This is a genomic window from Nocardioides nematodiphilus (assembly GCF_020216525.1).
GTDB classification, from domain to species: Bacteria; Actinomycetota; Actinomycetes; order Propionibacteriales; family Nocardioidaceae; genus Nocardioides; species Nocardioides nematodiphilus.
In genome coordinates, this window is the sequence record NZ_JAIWOY010000004.1 from 195777 (window position 1) to 212178 (window position 16402).

General features: G+C 71.3%; 12 protein-coding genes and 1 pseudogene. 4 read left to right on the forward strand and 9 right to left on the reverse strand.

The genetic code is table 11. The features are described from left to right. Positions 1-3: 3 nt before the first annotated feature. The 6 genes from KSO98_RS09070 to KSO98_RS09095 form a co-directional block, all read right to left on the reverse strand. Positions 4-942: a sortase gene (locus KSO98_RS09070; protein WP_225285047.1), complete on the reverse strand. Its 939-nt coding sequence runs from the start codon at positions 940-942 to the stop codon at positions 4-6. Continuing rightward, positions 939-5351 carry a substrate-binding domain-containing protein gene (locus tag KSO98_RS09075; RefSeq protein ID WP_225285049.1) on the reverse strand — a complete coding sequence of 1471 codons (4413 nt, stop codon included), beginning with the start codon at positions 5349-5351 and terminating at the stop codon, positions 939-941. The genes KSO98_RS09070 and KSO98_RS09075 overlap by 4 nt, the downstream gene beginning before the upstream one ends. Next, positions 5348-6586, reverse strand: coding sequence for a phosphate ABC transporter permease PstA (gene pstA / locus KSO98_RS09080; RefSeq protein WP_225285052.1), 1239 nt, complete (start codon positions 6584-6586; stop codon positions 5348-5350). Before pstA ends, KSO98_RS09075 begins: the two co-directional genes overlap by 4 nt. Before the next feature lie 49 nt (positions 6587-6635). Next, positions 6636-7805 carry a PstC family ABC transporter permease gene (locus tag KSO98_RS09085; RefSeq protein WP_225285054.1) on the reverse strand — a complete coding sequence of 390 codons (1170 nt, stop codon included), beginning with the start codon at positions 7803-7805 and terminating at the stop codon, positions 6636-6638. A gap of 222 nt (positions 7806-8027) precedes the next feature. Further along, positions 8028-8780: a siderophore-interacting protein gene (locus tag KSO98_RS09090; RefSeq protein ID WP_225285055.1), complete on the reverse strand. Its 753-nt coding sequence runs from the start codon at positions 8778-8780 to the stop codon at positions 8028-8030. After that, positions 8777-9562: a 3'(2'),5'-bisphosphate nucleotidase CysQ gene (locus KSO98_RS09095; RefSeq protein ID WP_225285058.1), complete on the reverse strand. Its 786-nt coding sequence runs from the start codon at positions 9560-9562 to the stop codon at positions 8777-8779. Before KSO98_RS09095 ends, KSO98_RS09090 begins: the two co-directional genes overlap by 4 nt. 198 nt (positions 9563-9760) lie before the next feature. Between KSO98_RS09095 and KSO98_RS09100 the strand changes: the two genes are divergently transcribed. Continuing rightward, positions 9761-10702: a hypothetical protein gene (locus tag KSO98_RS09100; protein ID WP_225285060.1), complete on the forward strand. Its 942-nt coding sequence runs from the start codon at positions 9761-9763 to the stop codon at positions 10700-10702. Between the two features lie 81 nt (positions 10703-10783). On the opposite strand, the gene KSO98_RS09105 is transcribed toward KSO98_RS09100, so the two are convergent. Continuing rightward, complete coding sequence (locus tag KSO98_RS09105; RefSeq protein ID WP_225285061.1) at positions 10784-11461, reverse strand: class E sortase; 678 nt, start codon at positions 11459-11461, stop codon at positions 10784-10786. A gap of 63 nt (positions 11462-11524) precedes the next feature. Continuing rightward, on the reverse strand, positions 11525-12151 hold the full coding sequence (locus tag KSO98_RS18860; RefSeq protein ID WP_308012749.1) for an acyltransferase: 627 nt from the start codon (positions 12149-12151) through the stop codon (positions 11525-11527). A 146-nt stretch (positions 12152-12297) separates the two neighbouring features. Here KSO98_RS18860 and KSO98_RS09115 point away from each other — a divergent pair, with 146 nt between their 5' ends. Together KSO98_RS09115 and KSO98_RS09120 are read left to right on the forward strand one after the other, a co-directional pair. Next, positions 12298-13461 (forward strand): hypothetical protein, encoded by a 1164-nt coding sequence (locus KSO98_RS09115; RefSeq protein ID WP_225285062.1) that lies wholly within the window; start codon positions 12298-12300, stop codon positions 13459-13461. Further along, positions 13422-14363, forward strand: a complete 942-nt coding sequence (locus KSO98_RS09120) for a WecB/TagA/CpsF family glycosyltransferase (protein WP_225285063.1) — start codon at positions 13422-13424, stop codon at positions 14361-14363. The genes KSO98_RS09115 and KSO98_RS09120 overlap by 40 nt, the downstream gene beginning before the upstream one ends. A gap of 83 nt (positions 14364-14446) precedes the next feature. On the opposite strand, the pseudogene KSO98_RS09125 reads toward KSO98_RS09120, so the two are convergent. Next, a pseudogene (locus KSO98_RS09125) lies at positions 14447-15115 on the reverse strand (FkbM family methyltransferase); the annotation flags it as partial. 319 nt (positions 15116-15434) lie between these two features. Here KSO98_RS09125 and KSO98_RS09130 point away from each other — a divergent pair. Then, positions 15435-16343 carry a hypothetical protein gene (locus KSO98_RS09130; RefSeq protein ID WP_225285064.1) on the forward strand — a complete coding sequence of 303 codons (909 nt, stop codon included), beginning with the start codon at positions 15435-15437 and terminating at the stop codon, positions 16341-16343. Positions 16344-16402: the final 59 nt, after the last annotated feature.

Sequence of the window (16402 nt, forward strand, 5' to 3'; positions counted from 1 at the left end):
GGTTCACATCAAGTTCGGTAGGAGGGCGACGACCTGGTCGGTCGCCACCCAGGCCAGTGCGATCGCCACCGGAGCGGCGACGAGCCACACCAGCGACGTCCGGACACGGCGTCGCGCCACCGACACACCCAGGACGAGGGCGATCAGCAGAGCGAGACAGAGGGACAGCAGCGGCAGCACGCTGGTGTCGCGAGCCATCACGGCATCGGCCGGAGCGGCGCCGGCGGTGTAGCCCGCACCGGTGCCCTTCTGGGCGATCGCGTCGACGAAGATCGCGTCACGCGGACGCAACGCCGACAGGGCGCCGCTGCTGGCCGCGGAGACCAGGGTCAGGCGGGCCTGCGTGCCGGTCAGCGCCGTCGGCACCGGGTCACCGGCACGGCGGACGTCCTCGACGTGGTAGGTCACCGACGCCTCGGCGTTCTGGACCACGACCTGGTCGCCGGCCTTCAGGGCACCGAGGTGGCGGAACGGCGCTCCGTAGGTGCTGGCGCGTCCCATCACCACCGAGGTGCCCTGCTGACCCGGGAGGACCGTGGAGGGCAGGTGCCCCGGGCCGGCCATCAGGTCGCGCGAGGTCGAGCCCTGCACGACGACCTGCTCGAGGCCGAGGGCCGGGATCGCCAGCATCGACACCGGAGCACCACGCTCGACGGCGACACCGTTGTAGTCGAGCGCGCCGGTCGGCGCCGTCGCCGCGGCCAGCTGGCCGCGGAACTCGCCGTAGAGCAGGTGCTGGCTGCGCAGGTGGCTCAGGCCACCGAGGACCAGGAGCTGGAGCACCAGCCAGACGCAGACGATCGCGACGACCGTCAGCGCGGACGAGGCGATCTCGAGGGCCTCCTCGGCCTCGCCGGGACGGATCGCGCGACGCTCCTGGGTCAGGATCGAGCCCTTCTTGCGGGCACCGGTGACCGCGGCCGGGGTGGTCGCGGCGCTCACTTGACGCTCCGGATCAGCAGGGCGACTCGCAGCGCCAGCGAGGCGAGCAGGGCGGCGAGGGCGCCGGCGAGGAGCAGCGGCAGCATGCCGCCACCGACCGAGGAGCTGACCAGGGCGGTCGTCACCACGGGGCCGCCGGCGGTCGTGGTCGTGTCGCCTCCGGTCGTGGTCTGCGGGCCGCCGACGACGTCGGTCGGAGCCGGTGCGACACCCGGCGGAATGGCCACGGTGCCGCCGCCGGTCGTGGTGGTGCCGTTGCCGCCACCGGTGGGCGGGGTCGACGTCGGCGCCGAGGCGGCGGCGCCGTCCCCCGGGACGCCCTTCTGGGCGAGGATCGCGTGACGGGCGACGACCGCGGCGTCGAAGAGCTTTGCGGTCGGGCCGGACTTACGGATCGGCACGTACCCGGTGGGCAGCTGACCGTTGCCACGGCCAGGGGCCTGACCCTCGGTCGTCGAGACCTGGATGAACTGGGCGACGTGCGCGGCGTCGGGCTTGGCCAGGCCGCGCCCCTTCGCGGCCGTGTACACGACCGAGGTCCCCGGGTAGGCGGTGTCGCTGCCGCGGACGTCGTCCTGGGTGAGCGTGAACGGCTTGTCGTCCTTCGGCTGCTTCATCAGCTTGACCGCAGCCTCGATGCCGGCCTGGTCGGCGGCGACGAAATGGCCCGGCGAGGCCTGCAGGCTGGCGACGGTGAGGCCGTAGCGCGCGGCGTCGCCGAGGGTGACGACGCCGAACTGCATCCGGCGACCGATGCCCTGCTGGGCGACCCGGCCCAGCGACCAGGTGTTCGAGGTCGGGTCGAGCGTGCAGACGGTGCTGACGTTGGGCCAGCTCAGCAGCATGGCCCGGGCGATCAGCGCGAACGTGCTGACCGGTGCGGCGACCTTCTGCAGGTACGGCGCCGGGTTGGCGTCGAGGCAGGAGATGCCGGTGTGCTTGGGCACCCACTGGTCGAGCAGCGGCCAGGTGCTGACCGGCAGGTCGATGCCCTTGTAGTAGGAGTTCACCTTCATCCCCCACTGGTCGGGCTTGCCCTTGAGCCAGGCCATCGCTGCCGGATCGGCGGCGATGTACGAGGTGAGCTGATCCATCACGGCCGAGTCGGTCGACAGGGCGAGCAGCGTCGCCGCGGCCTCGCTCGCGGCACCGGTGTTCAGCCCCGGGTTGAGCGCCTGGAACTCCGGGTCGCGGTTGATCGACAGCGGGTTCGCGGCCAGGTCGGGCTTGCCCTGGGCATCGGCGTGCGCGCCCGAGATGAGGTTGGAGCCCGGGTAGGACTCGGTCAGCAGCTTGGCGATCAGGCGCGGGTTGAGCTTGAGCGAGGTGTCGATGCTGCCATCGGGACGGTCCATGTTGTACGCGATGCCCCAGCCGGTGAGGGCGGTCGGCGCGTACGCCAGCCCCTTGTCGCCGTCGACCCGGGCGGACGGCTGGGACGCGACGGCACCCCCGTTGAGGACCAGCTGGGTCGCGGCCTCGTCCGGCATGGAGTTGGCCTGCCAGTTGAAGCGGCTCTCGTTGAGGCAGTACGCCGGGGCCCACTGCAGCGCAGCCTGGCTGAGCAGCTCGGAGCCGTAGAACGGCACCGGGGCGCCGGAGCCGTTCAGCGAGCAGGTGTCCGGCGGCGGGGCGAAGGTGAGCGGGATCGAGAAGCGTCGGCTCCAGTTCGACGGCGACCACCAGTAGAGCGGCGAGAGCGCGTCGTCGATGGCGGACTTGTCGAAGTTCATGGTGCCGGGCTCGAAGTTCCCGCTGCCGTTGCACGGGTCGGCGACCGAGGCGCAGTCGATGCCCATCATCGGGATGACGACCACCGAGCACGGGACGCTCTGCGAGCAGCCGAGCGCCTCGTTCTCGATCTTGGTGCGGACCTCGAACTGCGCCGAGCCGCGGCCGTCAGGCCCGGTGAACGCGTAGAGCTCGTTGGTGGGCTCGCCTGCGTTGTTGGAGGCCGAGGGCGGCATCGTCTGGTCGTTGCACTCGTCGTAGGCCTTCTCGTCCTTGTCCTGGGACGTCGGCGCGGAGACGAACTGCGTGATGTGGAAGGCGAAGGTCGAGCCCGTGGGGCAGTCCTTGCTCAGCGTCGACGGGTCGACGCCGCTGACGCCCGGCTTGGCGTCGGCAGGGTCGAGGACCGGGTCCTTGCCCCGGGCGTCGAAGAGCCAGGTGGCGTGATCAGGGTCGGCCTGCGAGGTGCGCTGGTTGTAGGTGCTCGTCCAGCACGTCTGCGGCGACAGCTGCTGCGAGGCCGGGAGCGCCGGGTTGTCGATGCCGCGGCACTCCATGATCATCACCGGGTACTCCTGGGCGACGCCGTTGATGCCGTACGGGTTGAGCGCGCGCCCGCCGGTCGGGTGGGCGCCCGACCAGGAGATGTTGATCCGCTCGCGGGACTGCAGGTCGGTGGTCTTGTTGGCCTGGACGGTGACGGTGTTGGAGACCGTCTTCTTCTCGCCCTGCGGCGCCGGGCTCGGCGACGCGGTCGCGCTCGGGTCCGCGGAGGCCGACGCCGGGTCGCTCGCACCGCCGGCGCTCGGCAGGTAGTACGAGCGGGTCAGCTTCTGAGTCTTGGAGTACGCGGGGGCGTTGCTGGCCGCAGTCGCCTGGCCCGGCAGGGCCGCGAGGACGGCGAGGAGCAGCGCGAGGATGCCGGCCAGGACCGTCAGCCGCCGGGCGAGCTGGTCGCCAGCCACCAGTCGAAGGGTGCTCATGCCTTCGCCCCCGCCTTGAGGCGGCGCCGGAAGGCGACGTAGAGACCGGGCGCGAGCACCAGGGCGGCGAGCTCGATGACCGAGACCCAGCCGAAGACCCGGTTGTCGCCGGGGTGGGACGCGCTGAGCTCGATGGCGTTCGCGCTGGCGGTGACGGCCGTGCCGCCGGCGGCCGCCGCCGCCGGGGCGACGACGCCGGGCGCCGGGTCCACCCCCGCCCCGACCGGGGCAGCACCGCCCGGCCCCCGCGGGTGGCGCCGGCGTGCCGGCACCCGGAACTCCACCGGTGCCGGTGGTCGTCCCGCCCTTGGCTCCGGTGGTCTCGTTGCTGCCGGCCTCGGTGGTCGTGCCCGGCGCGACGACGGTGGCGCCACACGGGTCGTTGCCCGACTTCTGGCAGGCGAGTGGCTGCGGGGCCACCTGCGCGAGGTGGTTGGCGGCGAGGTTGCCCTTGACGAAGGTCGGGTTGTCGCAGCCCTGCAGGTTGGCGGTCGCGTCCTTGATGTTCACGCCGGCGACGGCGCCACCCTCAGCGCCGGGGCCGAGCTTCTGGACCTGCCCGAAGGCCGCCTTGACCAGGTTGAGCGGCAGCGGCGAGTAGCCGTACGGGCCCGCCTTGGACTGCCCGCCGCACAGCGAGTAGGTGAGGAAGTCGGCGAGCGTCTGGCGCTTGGCCGGCGTCATCCGGCGGTCGTCCTTCGACGTCGGGATGATCATGTAGGAGTACGACGAGACCGGGTAGGTGCGCGGGTCCGTCGACGTGTAGACGCCGTCGAGGTTCTGGTTGAGGTACGTGTTCGGAGCCAGGCCGGCGGGGCTGCAGTCGCCGTTGGCGTTGCAGCCGTTGATCTTGGCGTTGGTCAGGGCGACCGCGACGTTGTACTGGGTCGGCTGGACGAAGTAGCCGGCCTTGTTCTCGATGTAGGCGACCGGGTAGTGCGCGTTGAGCGGGTAGGAGTACTCGGCGTACCCGATGGTGCCGTTGCCGGTCGCGGCCGAGACGGTGTTCATGATGCCGTCGTCACCGGCGGCCGCGATCTGGCGGCCCTTGCGCGGGTAGAGCGAGGTCAGACCGGCCGCGCCGTTGTAGGCGCGCCAGATCGACGGGTACTGCTTGTCCATCCAGAGCGTGAACTGGGCGGTCGCGCCCGAGCCGTCGGAGCGCACGACCGGCGTGATCGGCAGGGACGGCAGCGCGTGGCCGTTGTTGTCCTTGGTGATCTGCGGGTCGTTCCAGTTGGTGATCTGGTTGGTGAAGATCTTGGTGACCGTCTCGCCGGACAGGCGCAGGTTCGTGACGTTCTTGCCGCCGACCTTGATCTGGTAGGTGAACGCGGTGCCGCCGGCGACCACGGGCAGGTACGCGTACGGACGGACCGAGATGTCCTGCTGGTGCGTGACCGGGTCGGTGCCCTGGTACGGGATGTCGGAGTCACCGAAGTCGGTGACGTAGCCGGCGAAGTCCTTGCGGCCCTGCGAGGAGCCGTTGTTGTTGAACGTGACCTGCATGCCGTTCTTCGACACGTCGGCGATCCACTGCTGCACGATCGTGTAGGCCCAGGTCGAGCCGGAGCCCTCGATCGAGGCGTACTCGGCCGAGGCGGGCCCCACCATGTGGCCGAGGACGGCACCCGAGAGGAGCGCGACGAGCAGGACGCGCCACCGGGCGCGGCGGGACAGGAGTCGGGAGATCACGAGGCTTCCTCGGCAGTCACAGAAGGGGTACGACGAGCGACGGTGCTGCGCACCGAGCGCAGCGAGCCGGCCAGGGCATGGCGGAGACGACGCAGCAGCGACGGCTTGTTGGACGCGGGACGGGCCAGGTAGCGGGCCGTCGCGAAGAGGGCGACCACGAGGACCAGCAGGACCGCAGCGGCGCCGAAGGCGCGCTGGACCTGGAGATCCTCGCCGCTGCGGGCCCCGTCGAAGATGAAGAGCGGCAGCGAGCTCATCACGCCACTGCCCGGGTTGAGGTGCAGGAACGGTGAGTTGCCCGACGTGATGAGGACGGGAGCCGTCTCGCCGACGCCGCGCGCGATCGCCAGGATCAGCGCGGTGCCGAGGCCCGAGCGGGCCGTCGGCAGCACCACGTTCCACACCGTCGCCCAGCGACTGGCGCCCAGTGCCAGCGAGGCCTCGCGCAGCGTGCCGGGCACCACGCGCAGCACGACGTCGGAGGTGCGGGCGATGATCGGCAGCATCATCACGCTGATCGCCAGTGCGGCGGCCAGACCCGACTTCGGCAGGCCGAAGGCGATGATCCAGACGGTGTAGATGAACAGACCGGCGAGGATGTCGGGCAGCGCGGTCATCGCCTCGACGACCGTACGGACGATCTTGGCGAACGTGCCGCCGACCTCGTTCATGAAGACCGCAGTGCCGATGCCGAGCGGCAGCGAGATCGCGGAGGCGATGCCGAGCTGGACCGCCGAGCCCGCGATGGCGTGCGTGATGCCGCCCTGGGTGAGCGGGTCCTTGGAGCTGACGCCCGACATGTCATGGGTGAAGAAGTTGGCGTGGTGCAGCGCGGGCCAGCCCTTGTGCAGGACGTAGACGATCACCGAGCCGAGCGCGACGTAGACGAAGACCGCGGCCGAGGAGACGGTCCACTGGGCGACCCGGTCGGAGACGGCGACGTTGGTGTCGAAGACCGCGGTGCCGACGGCCAGCAGCAGGACGTTGCACAGCGCGAAGACGACCACGAACCAGCCCGGGCCGTGCCACGGCAGGAGCCGCTGGGTGATGATCCAGGCCATCGCGAGCGCCGCGAAGCGGGCACCCCAGGTGAGGAAGTGGTTCTCGAGCGGGAGACCGCCGAGCGTGGCGCGCGGGACCGGGCGCACGCTCGTGTCCTTGGTCGGCAGCGCGGTGCTGATCTGTCGCACGGGCGCGGCCGGCGTGCCGTCGATGGGGTCGAGGAGGGCGGTCATGCGGGGTCCCCGTTCCAAGCGGAGCGAAGCGAGCGTTCCAATGGGGTGCTCATGCGGTGTCAGCTCCCGACCGCGAGCGGCTGACCACGATCGCAGCGAGCGTGTTGACGATCAGCGTGAGGACGAACAGGACGAAGCCGGCGGTGAGCAGCGCGGAGACCTGGATGCCCTGGGCCTCGGCGAACTGGCTGGCGATCAGCGAGGCGACCGACTGGCTGCCGATCTCGAAGATCCGGCCCTTGATGACGAAGTCGGGGCTGACGATCATGACCACGGCCATGGTCTCGCCGAGCGCGCGGCCGAGAGCGAGCATGGTGCCCCCGATGACGCCGCCCCGACCGAACGGCAGCACGACCGTACGGACCATGCCCGACTTGGTGGCGCCGAGGGCGAGCGCGCCCTCCTTCTCGCCCTCCGGGGTCTGGCTGAAGACCTGGCGGATGACCGAGCACGCCATCGGCATCACCATCATCGCGACGACGACGCCGGCGATGAAGGCGCTCTTGGTGTACCGCGTCATGTCCGGAACGGCCGCGTTCGGGTCCGCGTCCACGACGGTCAGCAGCGGCAGCAGCGAGACCGCGGCCGCCGCGGCGATGCCGAACGGGATCCAGAGCAGGCGGCCCGTGATCCGCATGCCGAAGCGCATGCCGAGACCGGCGATCAGGCCGACGACCATCACGAGGATGACGATGGTGCGGGCGGTGCCGTGGAGCAGCAGCGGCAGGAAGGTGCGCTGCACGAAGAGCGAGAAGAACGCCGCATGCGGCATGACCAGGAAGACGCCCCACAGGCCGTAGACGACCGACGGGATGGCGGCCATCAGATCGGTCGCCGCGACCAGCGTCGAGCGCATCCTCGGCGGCGCGTACTCGGTGATGTAGATGGCGGTCGCGACCGCGAGCGGGAAGGCGATGACCAGTGCGACGAGCGCGATCAGGACGGTGCCGGACAGGACCGCGGCGATGCCGAGGACGTCGTGGCCGATGTCCCACTGGTGCTCGGTGAAGAAGCTCAGACCGTAGTGCCGCAGTGTCGGGACCGACTGGTAGGCCAGGAAGACGCCGATGCCGCCGGTGACCGCCAGGACCGAGGCCCCGATGACCCGGAAGGTGTGCGCGAAGACGGCGTCGCCGCCGGTCGGCGTACGAGAGATCCGGCGGGGCGTGGCAGGGGGTTGTGCGCCGGACGCGGGGTCCGACAACGGCAGGGTGGTCAAGCGGCAGCCTTACTGGTCGTCGCCCGAGGGCGGCGGTCGATGCGCCGCAATCCTGGGGAGGCCAGCCGACCAATCGGTCCGCAGTCGGTTACGAGCCGGTGAACGCAAACCCGGAAAACGAAGAACAATCCCAGGGAGGGGGTTTACCCCCGCCGCCGGTGGCTTCGGGACGTCGTCACTCGGCGCACGAACACGCGCGAGCGCGGCTCGCTACCTCGCTCCTCACCCCTCAGTAGAGGCGAGCTCCTGCTTCCACGCCCGGAAGCCCTCCTCCGTACGGCCTCGGCGCCAGTAGCCCGAGATGCTCACGTCGGCGCGCGGGAGGCCGCGCTCCTTGAGGAGGTAGGGGCGGATGCCGTGCATGACGGCGTGCGCCTCGCCGTGGACGAAGGCATGCACCCGGCCCACCGGCCAGGCGATCTCGCGGACGGCCTCGGGCAGGGCGTCGGGCTCGGTCGAGACCACCCAGGTGACCTCCACGCCTGCCGGGCCGTCGAGCTCCTGGATGTGCTCCTCGGCCGGGACGTGCACGACGGCATGGCCGGACGCCTCCGCCGACAGGGCGGCGAGCGCCGCACGGACGGCGGGCAGGCCGGCCTCGTCCGCGGCGAGCAGGTGCCAGTCGGCGCCGGGGTCGGGGGCGTACGCGCCACCCGGGCCGCGGACGGTGATGCGGTCGCCCTCCTCGGCGTCGGCGGCCCACGGGCCGGCGATCCCCTCCGTCCCGTGCACCACGAAGTCGATCGCCAGCGTGCCGGCGCCGATGTCGGGCTCGAGCGCGGTGTACGTGCGCAGGACGGTGCTGCCGTCGGGCTGCGGGAAGACCAGCTTCACGTAGCGGTCGGTGAAGGCGCTGTCAGCGAAGGCGGCCGCGAAGACCTCGTGGTCGGCGGCCTCGAAGCGGACCCGGACCATACCTGGGGTGAGCTGCTCGCGAGCGGTGACGACCAGCTCGGTGAACGGACGCTCGCTCACGCGTCGATGCCGTGCTTCTCGATGAAGGCCAGGATCTGCTCGGACAGCTCCGGGCGGCAGACGATGACGTCGGGCAGGTAGACGTCGTCCTGGTTGTAGCGCAGCTCGCTGCCGTCGACGCGGCTGGTGAAGAGGCCGGCCGCGCGGGCCACCGCGACCGGGGCGGCCGAGTCCCACTCGTACTGGCCACCGGCGTGGACGTAGGCGTCCGAGATGTCGCGGACGACCGACATCATCTTCACGCCGGCCGAGCCCATCGGGACCAGCTCGGCGTCGAGCTCCTCGGCGAGCGCCTGGACGAACGCCGGCGGGCGGCTGCGGCTGACGGCGATCCGGATCCGCTCACTGGTCCGGGGCGGGACCACCGGTGCGGCGCCGGTGTGGAAGGTGCTCTGGATGGCGGAGGCGGCCAGGGCCGGCTGGGCGACGGCGCCGGCGATGAGATCGCCGCGGGACCACAGCGCGACGTGCACGGCCCAGTCGTCGCGCGGCGGCTCGGAGAACTCGCGGGTGCCGTCGAGGGGGTCGATGATCCAGACCCGCGGCGCGCTCAGGCGGGCCTTGTCGTCCTTGCCCTCCTCCGACAGCACGGCGTCGTCCGGCCGGTACGTCGCCAACAGCCCCATCAGCAGCTCGTGGGCCGCCTGGTCACCGGCGTCCTTGAGCTCCTTGCCCTCCAGGCCCTGGGTGCGGACCTCGAGCAGCCGCTCCCCCGCCCGCTCGGCCAGCCAGGCGGCGAGCAGATGGTCGTCGGCGATGATCTCGGCGGTCGGCGCAGTCATGCGGAACACCCTAGGCGAGCCGACGCGCGCAGCGTCCTCAGGGAGTGCCTGCCGGCATCCGCGTGACAGACGATGCAGGTGCGGGGTTCGTCACGCCGACCGGCCGATGCTCCCCGGAAAGACCGTGCGGGTGCGTGATCTGTCACGGCCTGTGGATGAGCGACGACCTCGCTGCCGAAACTCGGGCACGCTCGTGTCATGACCGACGCCGCAGCGGCCTCTACGTTCGACCCCCGTCTGCCGTTCACGCGAGGGCAGGCGCTCGCCGCCGGCGTCCCGCGTCGTTCCCTCTACGGCCCCGCCTATCGCCAGCTCCACACGGGCATCTTCGTCAGTGCTGTCGTCGATCCCGACCCGCTGTTGCTCGCCCAGGCAGCGCTGCTTCCATTCGATGCCGACGCCCACGCCTCGCACGCGACCGCGGCGCGCGTGTGGCGACTGCCGATCCCGGTCCTGCCGGACGAGCACGTCACGGTGGCCGACCGCAAGCAGCGCCGATCGAGAGCAGGGATCCACTGCCACTGGACGAGCCGGCGAGACGTCGTCTCCGAGAAGGGCATCCGGGTCTCCTCTCTCCCCCAGACCTTCGTCGAGCTCGGCACCTTGCTCCACCTTGTCGACCTGGTCGTCGTCGGGGACCACCTGGCGCGGCGATGCGACATCGCACCGTCACAGCTCACCGCGTTCTGCAGCGAGAGCCGACACGCCGGCGCTGGCCGCGCTCTCGAGGCCGCACGCCTCGTCCGGGAGCGCGTCGACTCACCGATGGAGTCGCGCACCCGAATGTTGATCGTGCTGGCAGGCCTGCCCGAGCCCGAGGTCAATCCCACCATCCTCGCGGACGACGGCTTCACGGTGCGCAGATACGACCTCTGCTACCGGCGCTCACGCACGATCGTGGAGTACGAGGGGCGCCAGCACGTCGAGATCGTCCGCCAGTGGGAACAGGACGTCATGCGCCGAGCGGGTATCGACGACGATGCGTGGCGGAGCATCCTGCTCATCGCGAAGGACATCTACTCGACTCCCGGGGAGACGGTCGAACGGATCCAGCGCGTCCTCCTGGAACGCGGCGAGTCCGGGGTCCCCAAGCGGCTCAGCGACCGCTGGCGTCGCTACTTCCCCGAGCGGGGCACGTGACACACCGCGCACCTGAGCGATGCGTACGGGCGGACAGCCCTATCTGCCGCGCCAGGTCCCGCGAGTGCGGGGTCTGACACGTCAGGGACGCGGCAGGCGGCGGACCAGGACGGCGATCTTGTCGATCCGGTGCTGCGGGTTGCCGAGCCGGTCGGCCCAGTAGTTGCCGCGGGCGTGGTCCTCGGGCGTCGCGCAGGTGGAGAGCGTCATCCAGGCCCGCTTCGCGGGCACGCCCGGCTGGCCGGGCACCGCGGCGCGCTGCAGGCGCAGCGAGTGCGGGGAGCGGAAGTCGGTCCAGCGGGTGCGGACCACGCGGTAGACGTAGCGCCACCGACCGGCGTCGATGAGGATCCGGGCGCCGCGCGCCAGGGAGGGCGTACGGCGGAACGGCGCTCCGTGCGAGCTGCGGTGGGCGGCGACCTGGTAGTTGCCGACCCCGCCGGGGCCGACCCCACCGCCCCGGCTCACCGGACCGATCGAGGCGGCCGCGATGCCACGGTTCTGGATCACGGTCCCCGGACCGTCGTCGGTGCGCCCGCGGTAGGCGACCACGGGGAGGCGGTGGATCCCGATCGCCGGGATGGTCAGCCGGGCGTCGCGGGCGGCACCGTCACTGGCGATCCTGGCGGTGCGTGCTGTCGGCGGGAACCACGCCGGATGGCCGCTGTCGGCGGCCTGCGCGGGAGGCGGGGCGAGCACCGCGAGGGCGGTGCCGGCGGCGGCGAGCAGGGTGACGGGGACCGAGAGACGGCGATTCACGGTTCAACAGTCCCCCGCCGTCCTGATTTCAAGCAGGCGCCCTCCTTCGTACGGACGCGATGATCACTCCCAGACCACGTCGGCGCGGATCACGCGCGCCGGGACACCCGCGACGAGCGCCCCGGGCGGGACGTCGCGGGTCACCACCGCACGGGCGGCCACGACGGCACCGTCGCCGATCGTGACCCCCTTCAGGATCGTGGCGCCCAGCCCGATCCACACGTGGTCCCCGATCCGGATGGGGGCGGTGTGAGGGTGCTGGTCGCCCATCGCGCTCTTCACCTGGTGGTTGTCGCTGTCGCGGATGACCACCTGCTCGGCGATCGCGACGTCGTGGCCGATGGTGATCGCCGAGAAGCACGCGATCCGGGCGTCGGAGTTGATGTAGCCGCTCCCGATGGTGAGCACCGCGTCGTCGTCGACCACGATGCGGGTCCCGGCGAACACGTGGAAGCTGCCCTCGACGCGGACGGCTCCCGAGGCGGCCACGTACAGCTGGCTGGGCGCCGCGAAGCCGTTGCGCCCCCACCGGAGCCCGACGTCGAGACGGCCGCCCACGCGCATGGAGCCCGCGACCTGCGTGGTCGCCGGGCGATGGACCCGGACCGTCCCTCCGCTGCGCCTGCTGAGCAGGAGACTGCGCAGCACGTGGAGCCGGCGCAGTCCGCCCCAGCGGCTCAGGCGGGACAAGCGGGACACTGTGCGGATGCCCTTCACCGTGCCGACGCTAGGTCTCGGACCACCGGCGTCGTGGGGCGAGATCCATGCTCCCCCATTTCGGGGAAAGCAGGCCGCTTCGCCTTAACCGGTCGCAGCCTGCGCGCGACGTTTCAATCATGGTCGCGACGCACCCCCACGCACAACAGGTCGGCACCGCCCGCGCCGATGCCATCGATCAGGTCAGCCTGGGCCTCGGCGCCTGGATGGGCCATCTGGTCTCGCTGGCCGCCCGTGGCCTGGCGACCGCCTACGACCCGGATGCGGACCGATTCCCGCAGACGGTACGGGCGGTGCGCGAGCCCGGCGGCGTGCACCTGCAGCGCGAGGGCACCAGCCTGCGCTACGCCTCGATCGCGGCCCTCGGCCTGAGCCGGGTGCCGCTGGCCCAGCAGCAGGAGATCCTCGGCGGCCTGGGCGCCGACGAGACGGCGGCACTGGCCGTACGTCGCGCGCAGCTCTCCGACGACGTCGGCGCCATCGCGCTCGCGACCTGGGCGGCCGCCGAGACCGGCGCATACGCCCGCCACCTGGTGGCGCGGCTCTGGTCGGCGGTCACCGAGGGCGACCCGTTGTCGACCGTCGATGCTGCGTGGACGCTCACCGCGGCCGTGAAGGCCAACGCCCTCGGCGACACCGACGACCTCGTCGCGGCCGCGACCGCGCTGATGCTCAGGCACGACGGGCCCGCGTATCCTCACACGCTGCCCGCGTCGGGCTCCTCGCGCTGGCGCGCGCACGTGGGCAGCTTCGCCGATCAGGTCTATCCGATCCAGGCGCTCGCGCTCGCGGCCACCCTCAGCGGCGACCACGCCCTGCTGGAGCGCGCGGACCGGACCGCCGCCACGATCGTCGCCGCCCAGGGCGAGGCCGGTCAGTGGTGGTGGCACTACGACGCCCGCGACGGAAGCGTGGTCGAGCGCTACCCGGTCTACAGCGTCCACCAGCACGCGATGGCTCCGATGGCGCTCTTCGACCTGTGGGAGGCCGGTGGTGCCGACCATCGCGAGGCGATCGCGCGCGGCGCCGGCTGGCTGATCAGCCACCCCGAGACCCTCGACGAGCTCGTCCACGAGCGCTACGGACTGGTGTGGCGCAAGGTCGGCCGGCGCGAGCCGCCCAAGGCCGCCCGCGCGGCGGGCGCGCTGACCACGTCCGTACGCGCCGGGCTGCGGATCCCCGGCTTGGACCTGGTGCTCCCCCCGGGCCCCATCGACCACGAGTGCCGTCCCTACGAGCTCGGATGGCTGCTGTACGCCTGGCTGCCACCGGTCGACCGATGAGCGACGGGGGCTGCCGCCTCTACGGCCTGGAGCTAGCGCCGCTCACCCTCGACGAGGCGGTGGAGCTGGCCGACGACGCCGTGGTGACCCGCACCCGTCTGCTGATCGGCGTGCTCAACGCCGCGAAGGTGGTCAAGCTGTCCCAGGACCGGGTGCTGCGCGACTCGCTGCTCGAGGCCGACGTGCTGCTCGCCGACGGCCAGTCGATCGTCTGGGCGAGCCGCCTGCTGCGCCGCCCACTGCCGGAGCGCGTGGCTGGGATCGACCTCTTCGAGGCGCTGCTCGGGCTGGCCGACCGGCACCGCCTCCGCGTCTACCTCCTCGGCGCGCGCCCCGACGTGCTGTCCGCCGTCGAGGAGACCATCCACCGGCGCTGGCCCGCCGCCCAGGTCGTCGGCAGCCGGGACGGCTACTTCGCCGAGGAGGAGTCCTCCGATGTCGCCGCCGACATCGTCCGCTCCCGGGCCGACCTGCTCTTCCTCGGCATGACGACGCCGAAGAAGGAGGTCTTCCTCGGCACGTACGGCCATCTGCTCGGCGTGCCGGTGATGCACGGGGTCGGCGGCTCCTTCGACATCCTCGCCGGGATCACCCGCCGCGCACCCGAGGCCTGGCAGCGCGCCGGGATGGAGTGGGCGTACCGCGTGCTGCAGGAGCCGGGCCGGCTGTGGCAGCGCTACCTGACCACCAACGCGGCGTTCCTCGGCATGTCTGCAGCCGAGCTCGTCCACCGGCGCATGCCCTACCCGCGCCCGTGCGACACGGTCACGCCGGTGCCGGCGAGCACACCTAATGCGCCATCGTGGATGGCGATGACGTGGCGCGCCGGCGAGGGCGGGTTCTCGAGCGCCTCGAGCGTCAGCTCCGGGAGCTCGCACAAGGTCCCGGTCGCCGGCACGTAGAAGAAGAAGCGGTAGCCCCATCCGGCGCAGCGCTCGTACCACGGGATCGAGCGCTCGCCGATGAGCATGATCATCACCGCGATAGCGCCGCGGGCCAACAGCGGCTCCGCCCCGGCGAGCACCTCAGGCTCGTAGCCGGCGACGTTGAGCTTGAGCACCGCGATCCGGTCCAGCCCCAGGTCGGCACAGACCCCGGCCAGGGTGCGGACGGGCACCCGTTCGGTCTGCGCGCCGACCCCGGCGTCGGGGCGGCTGAGGTAGGTGTTGCCCTGGGTGGCGAACTCCTGCTCGCCCTCCCAGCCGGCGAGGGCGAGGTGGTGCACGTGCACCCGTTCGGTGAGGCCGTTCTCGGTGAGGTTGCGCTGCAAGGTGGCGATGTTGCGTCCGCTCGGCTCGAAGGCGTGCACCACCGCGCCCGGCTGGTGGGCCGCGAACAGGGTGAACTGCCCGATCGCGGCGCCGACATCGAGCACGATCCCCTCACAGCCGACCTCGGAGAGGAAGGCGAACTCCGGGTCGATCAGCGTCCGGAAGACCACCAGTGCGGGCGGGACCTGCCCGGGCACCTCGAAGCCGACGGTGACCCCCGAGCGCAGCGGCGCGTGGGCGTACGTCGTCCGACCGAGCCGCAGCGCGGCCAGGCGAGCGACGCCGACAGCCGTCGGTCCCGCGCCGACGATCCCGGCGCCCCACCGGAGCTTGTGCCAGCCCTGGCTGGCCCGGCCACGAGCGGTGGCGAAGGTCGCGCGCATGGCGTCACTCTCTGCTGCGACGGCCTGGGGCGGCTGGATCGGCCGACCGCATCCCCTATTTGGGGGAGAAGTACCGCGCTCAGAGCGTGATCTACCTCACAGCCTCCCACCACTTGTCCAGTTTGCTCAGGGCGTAGATGCACCTTTCCCGGCAAATTTCTACGCTGCCTCGTCCCCCAAATTGGGTATATCCCACCCGCTAATATGCACGCCGTCCGGGTCGATATTCGTCCGAAAGGCGATTTGCGTCAGGCCACCTGGTCTGGACACTTGGTTGAAGTTCGAAGACATCCCCCGCCATTTCGTTCAGGAGACCGTCGTGTTGAACCTCCCTCGGGCTCGAAGCATCGTCATGCTCGCTGCCGCCGCCAGCCTCCCGCTCGGTGCGGTCGTGGCCACGGATGCCGCCGCAGCCGGCGCCCACCACAAGCATCATCACCACAAGCACCACCGCAAGCACGCCCACAAGCACCACCACAAGAACCGCCACCACCACAAGAAGGCACGTGCTGAGGTCGAGGCGGGCGTGGTCCCCGGCACCCGCCTCCGCTCCTCGGGCAGCGTCACGGTGACCACGCCGGGCACGGTCGTCAAGGGTCTCGACATCAACGGCACCCTCACCATCGCCGCCAACAACGTCACCGTGAAGAACACCCGCGTGACCTCCGGCAGCGCCTACAACATCGTCAAGGTCGACGACAGCGCCACCGGCGTCACCCTCGACCACGTCACCGTCGACGGCAAGGGCATGAACGGCACCGAGGGCGCCAACGGCGTCTACGGCCCCGGCACCTACAACGCCGTCGCCGTCTCCGGCGTCGAGAACGGCTTCGTCCCCAGCTCCGGTGCCACCATCACCGGCTCCTGGGTCCACAACCTCGCCTCGCCCGGCTCCCCGCACTACGACGGCATCCAGATCGACGGCGCCCGCTCCAACATCACCGTCAAGAACAGCACCGTCGACCTCACCGGACTCACCCAGACCTCCGCCGTCATGGTCGACAACTACTTCGGTCCCGCCACCAACATCAACATCACCGGCAACCGCCTGCTCGGCGCCGGCTACACCGTCTACGCCGACGGCCAGTTCAACTCCAACCCCATCACCGTCACCTACGCCAACAACCGCATCGGCAAGGGCCAGTGGGGCTACAGCCTCCTGCGCAGCGCGAGCGTCCGGTGGTCGGGCAACACCGACGCCCGCTCCGGGCACGCCCTCGGCCGCTGAGCTCCACCCGAGGGAGAAGCCCCGCCCATCGGGCGTCTCTTCTGCGCGGCTGAGCAGCA

Coding starts and splice junctions, on each gene's coding strand:
- pstA (WP_225285052.1), bottom strand. CDS start 6,586: ATGACCGCCCTCCTCGACCCCATCGACGGCACGCCGGCCGCGCCCGTG.
- KSO98_RS09095 (WP_225285058.1), bottom strand. CDS start 9,562: ATGACTGCGCCGACCGCCGAGATCATCGCCGACGACCATCTGCTCGCC.
- KSO98_RS09100 (WP_225285060.1), top strand. CDS start 9,761: ATGACCGACGCCGCAGCGGCCTCTACGTTCGACCCCCGTCTGCCGTTC.
- KSO98_RS09115 (WP_225285062.1), top strand. CDS start 12,298: ATGGTCGCGACGCACCCCCACGCACAACAGGTCGGCACCGCCCGCGCC.
- KSO98_RS09120 (WP_225285063.1), top strand. CDS start 13,422: ATGGCTGCTGTACGCCTGGCTGCCACCGGTCGACCGATGAGCGACGGG.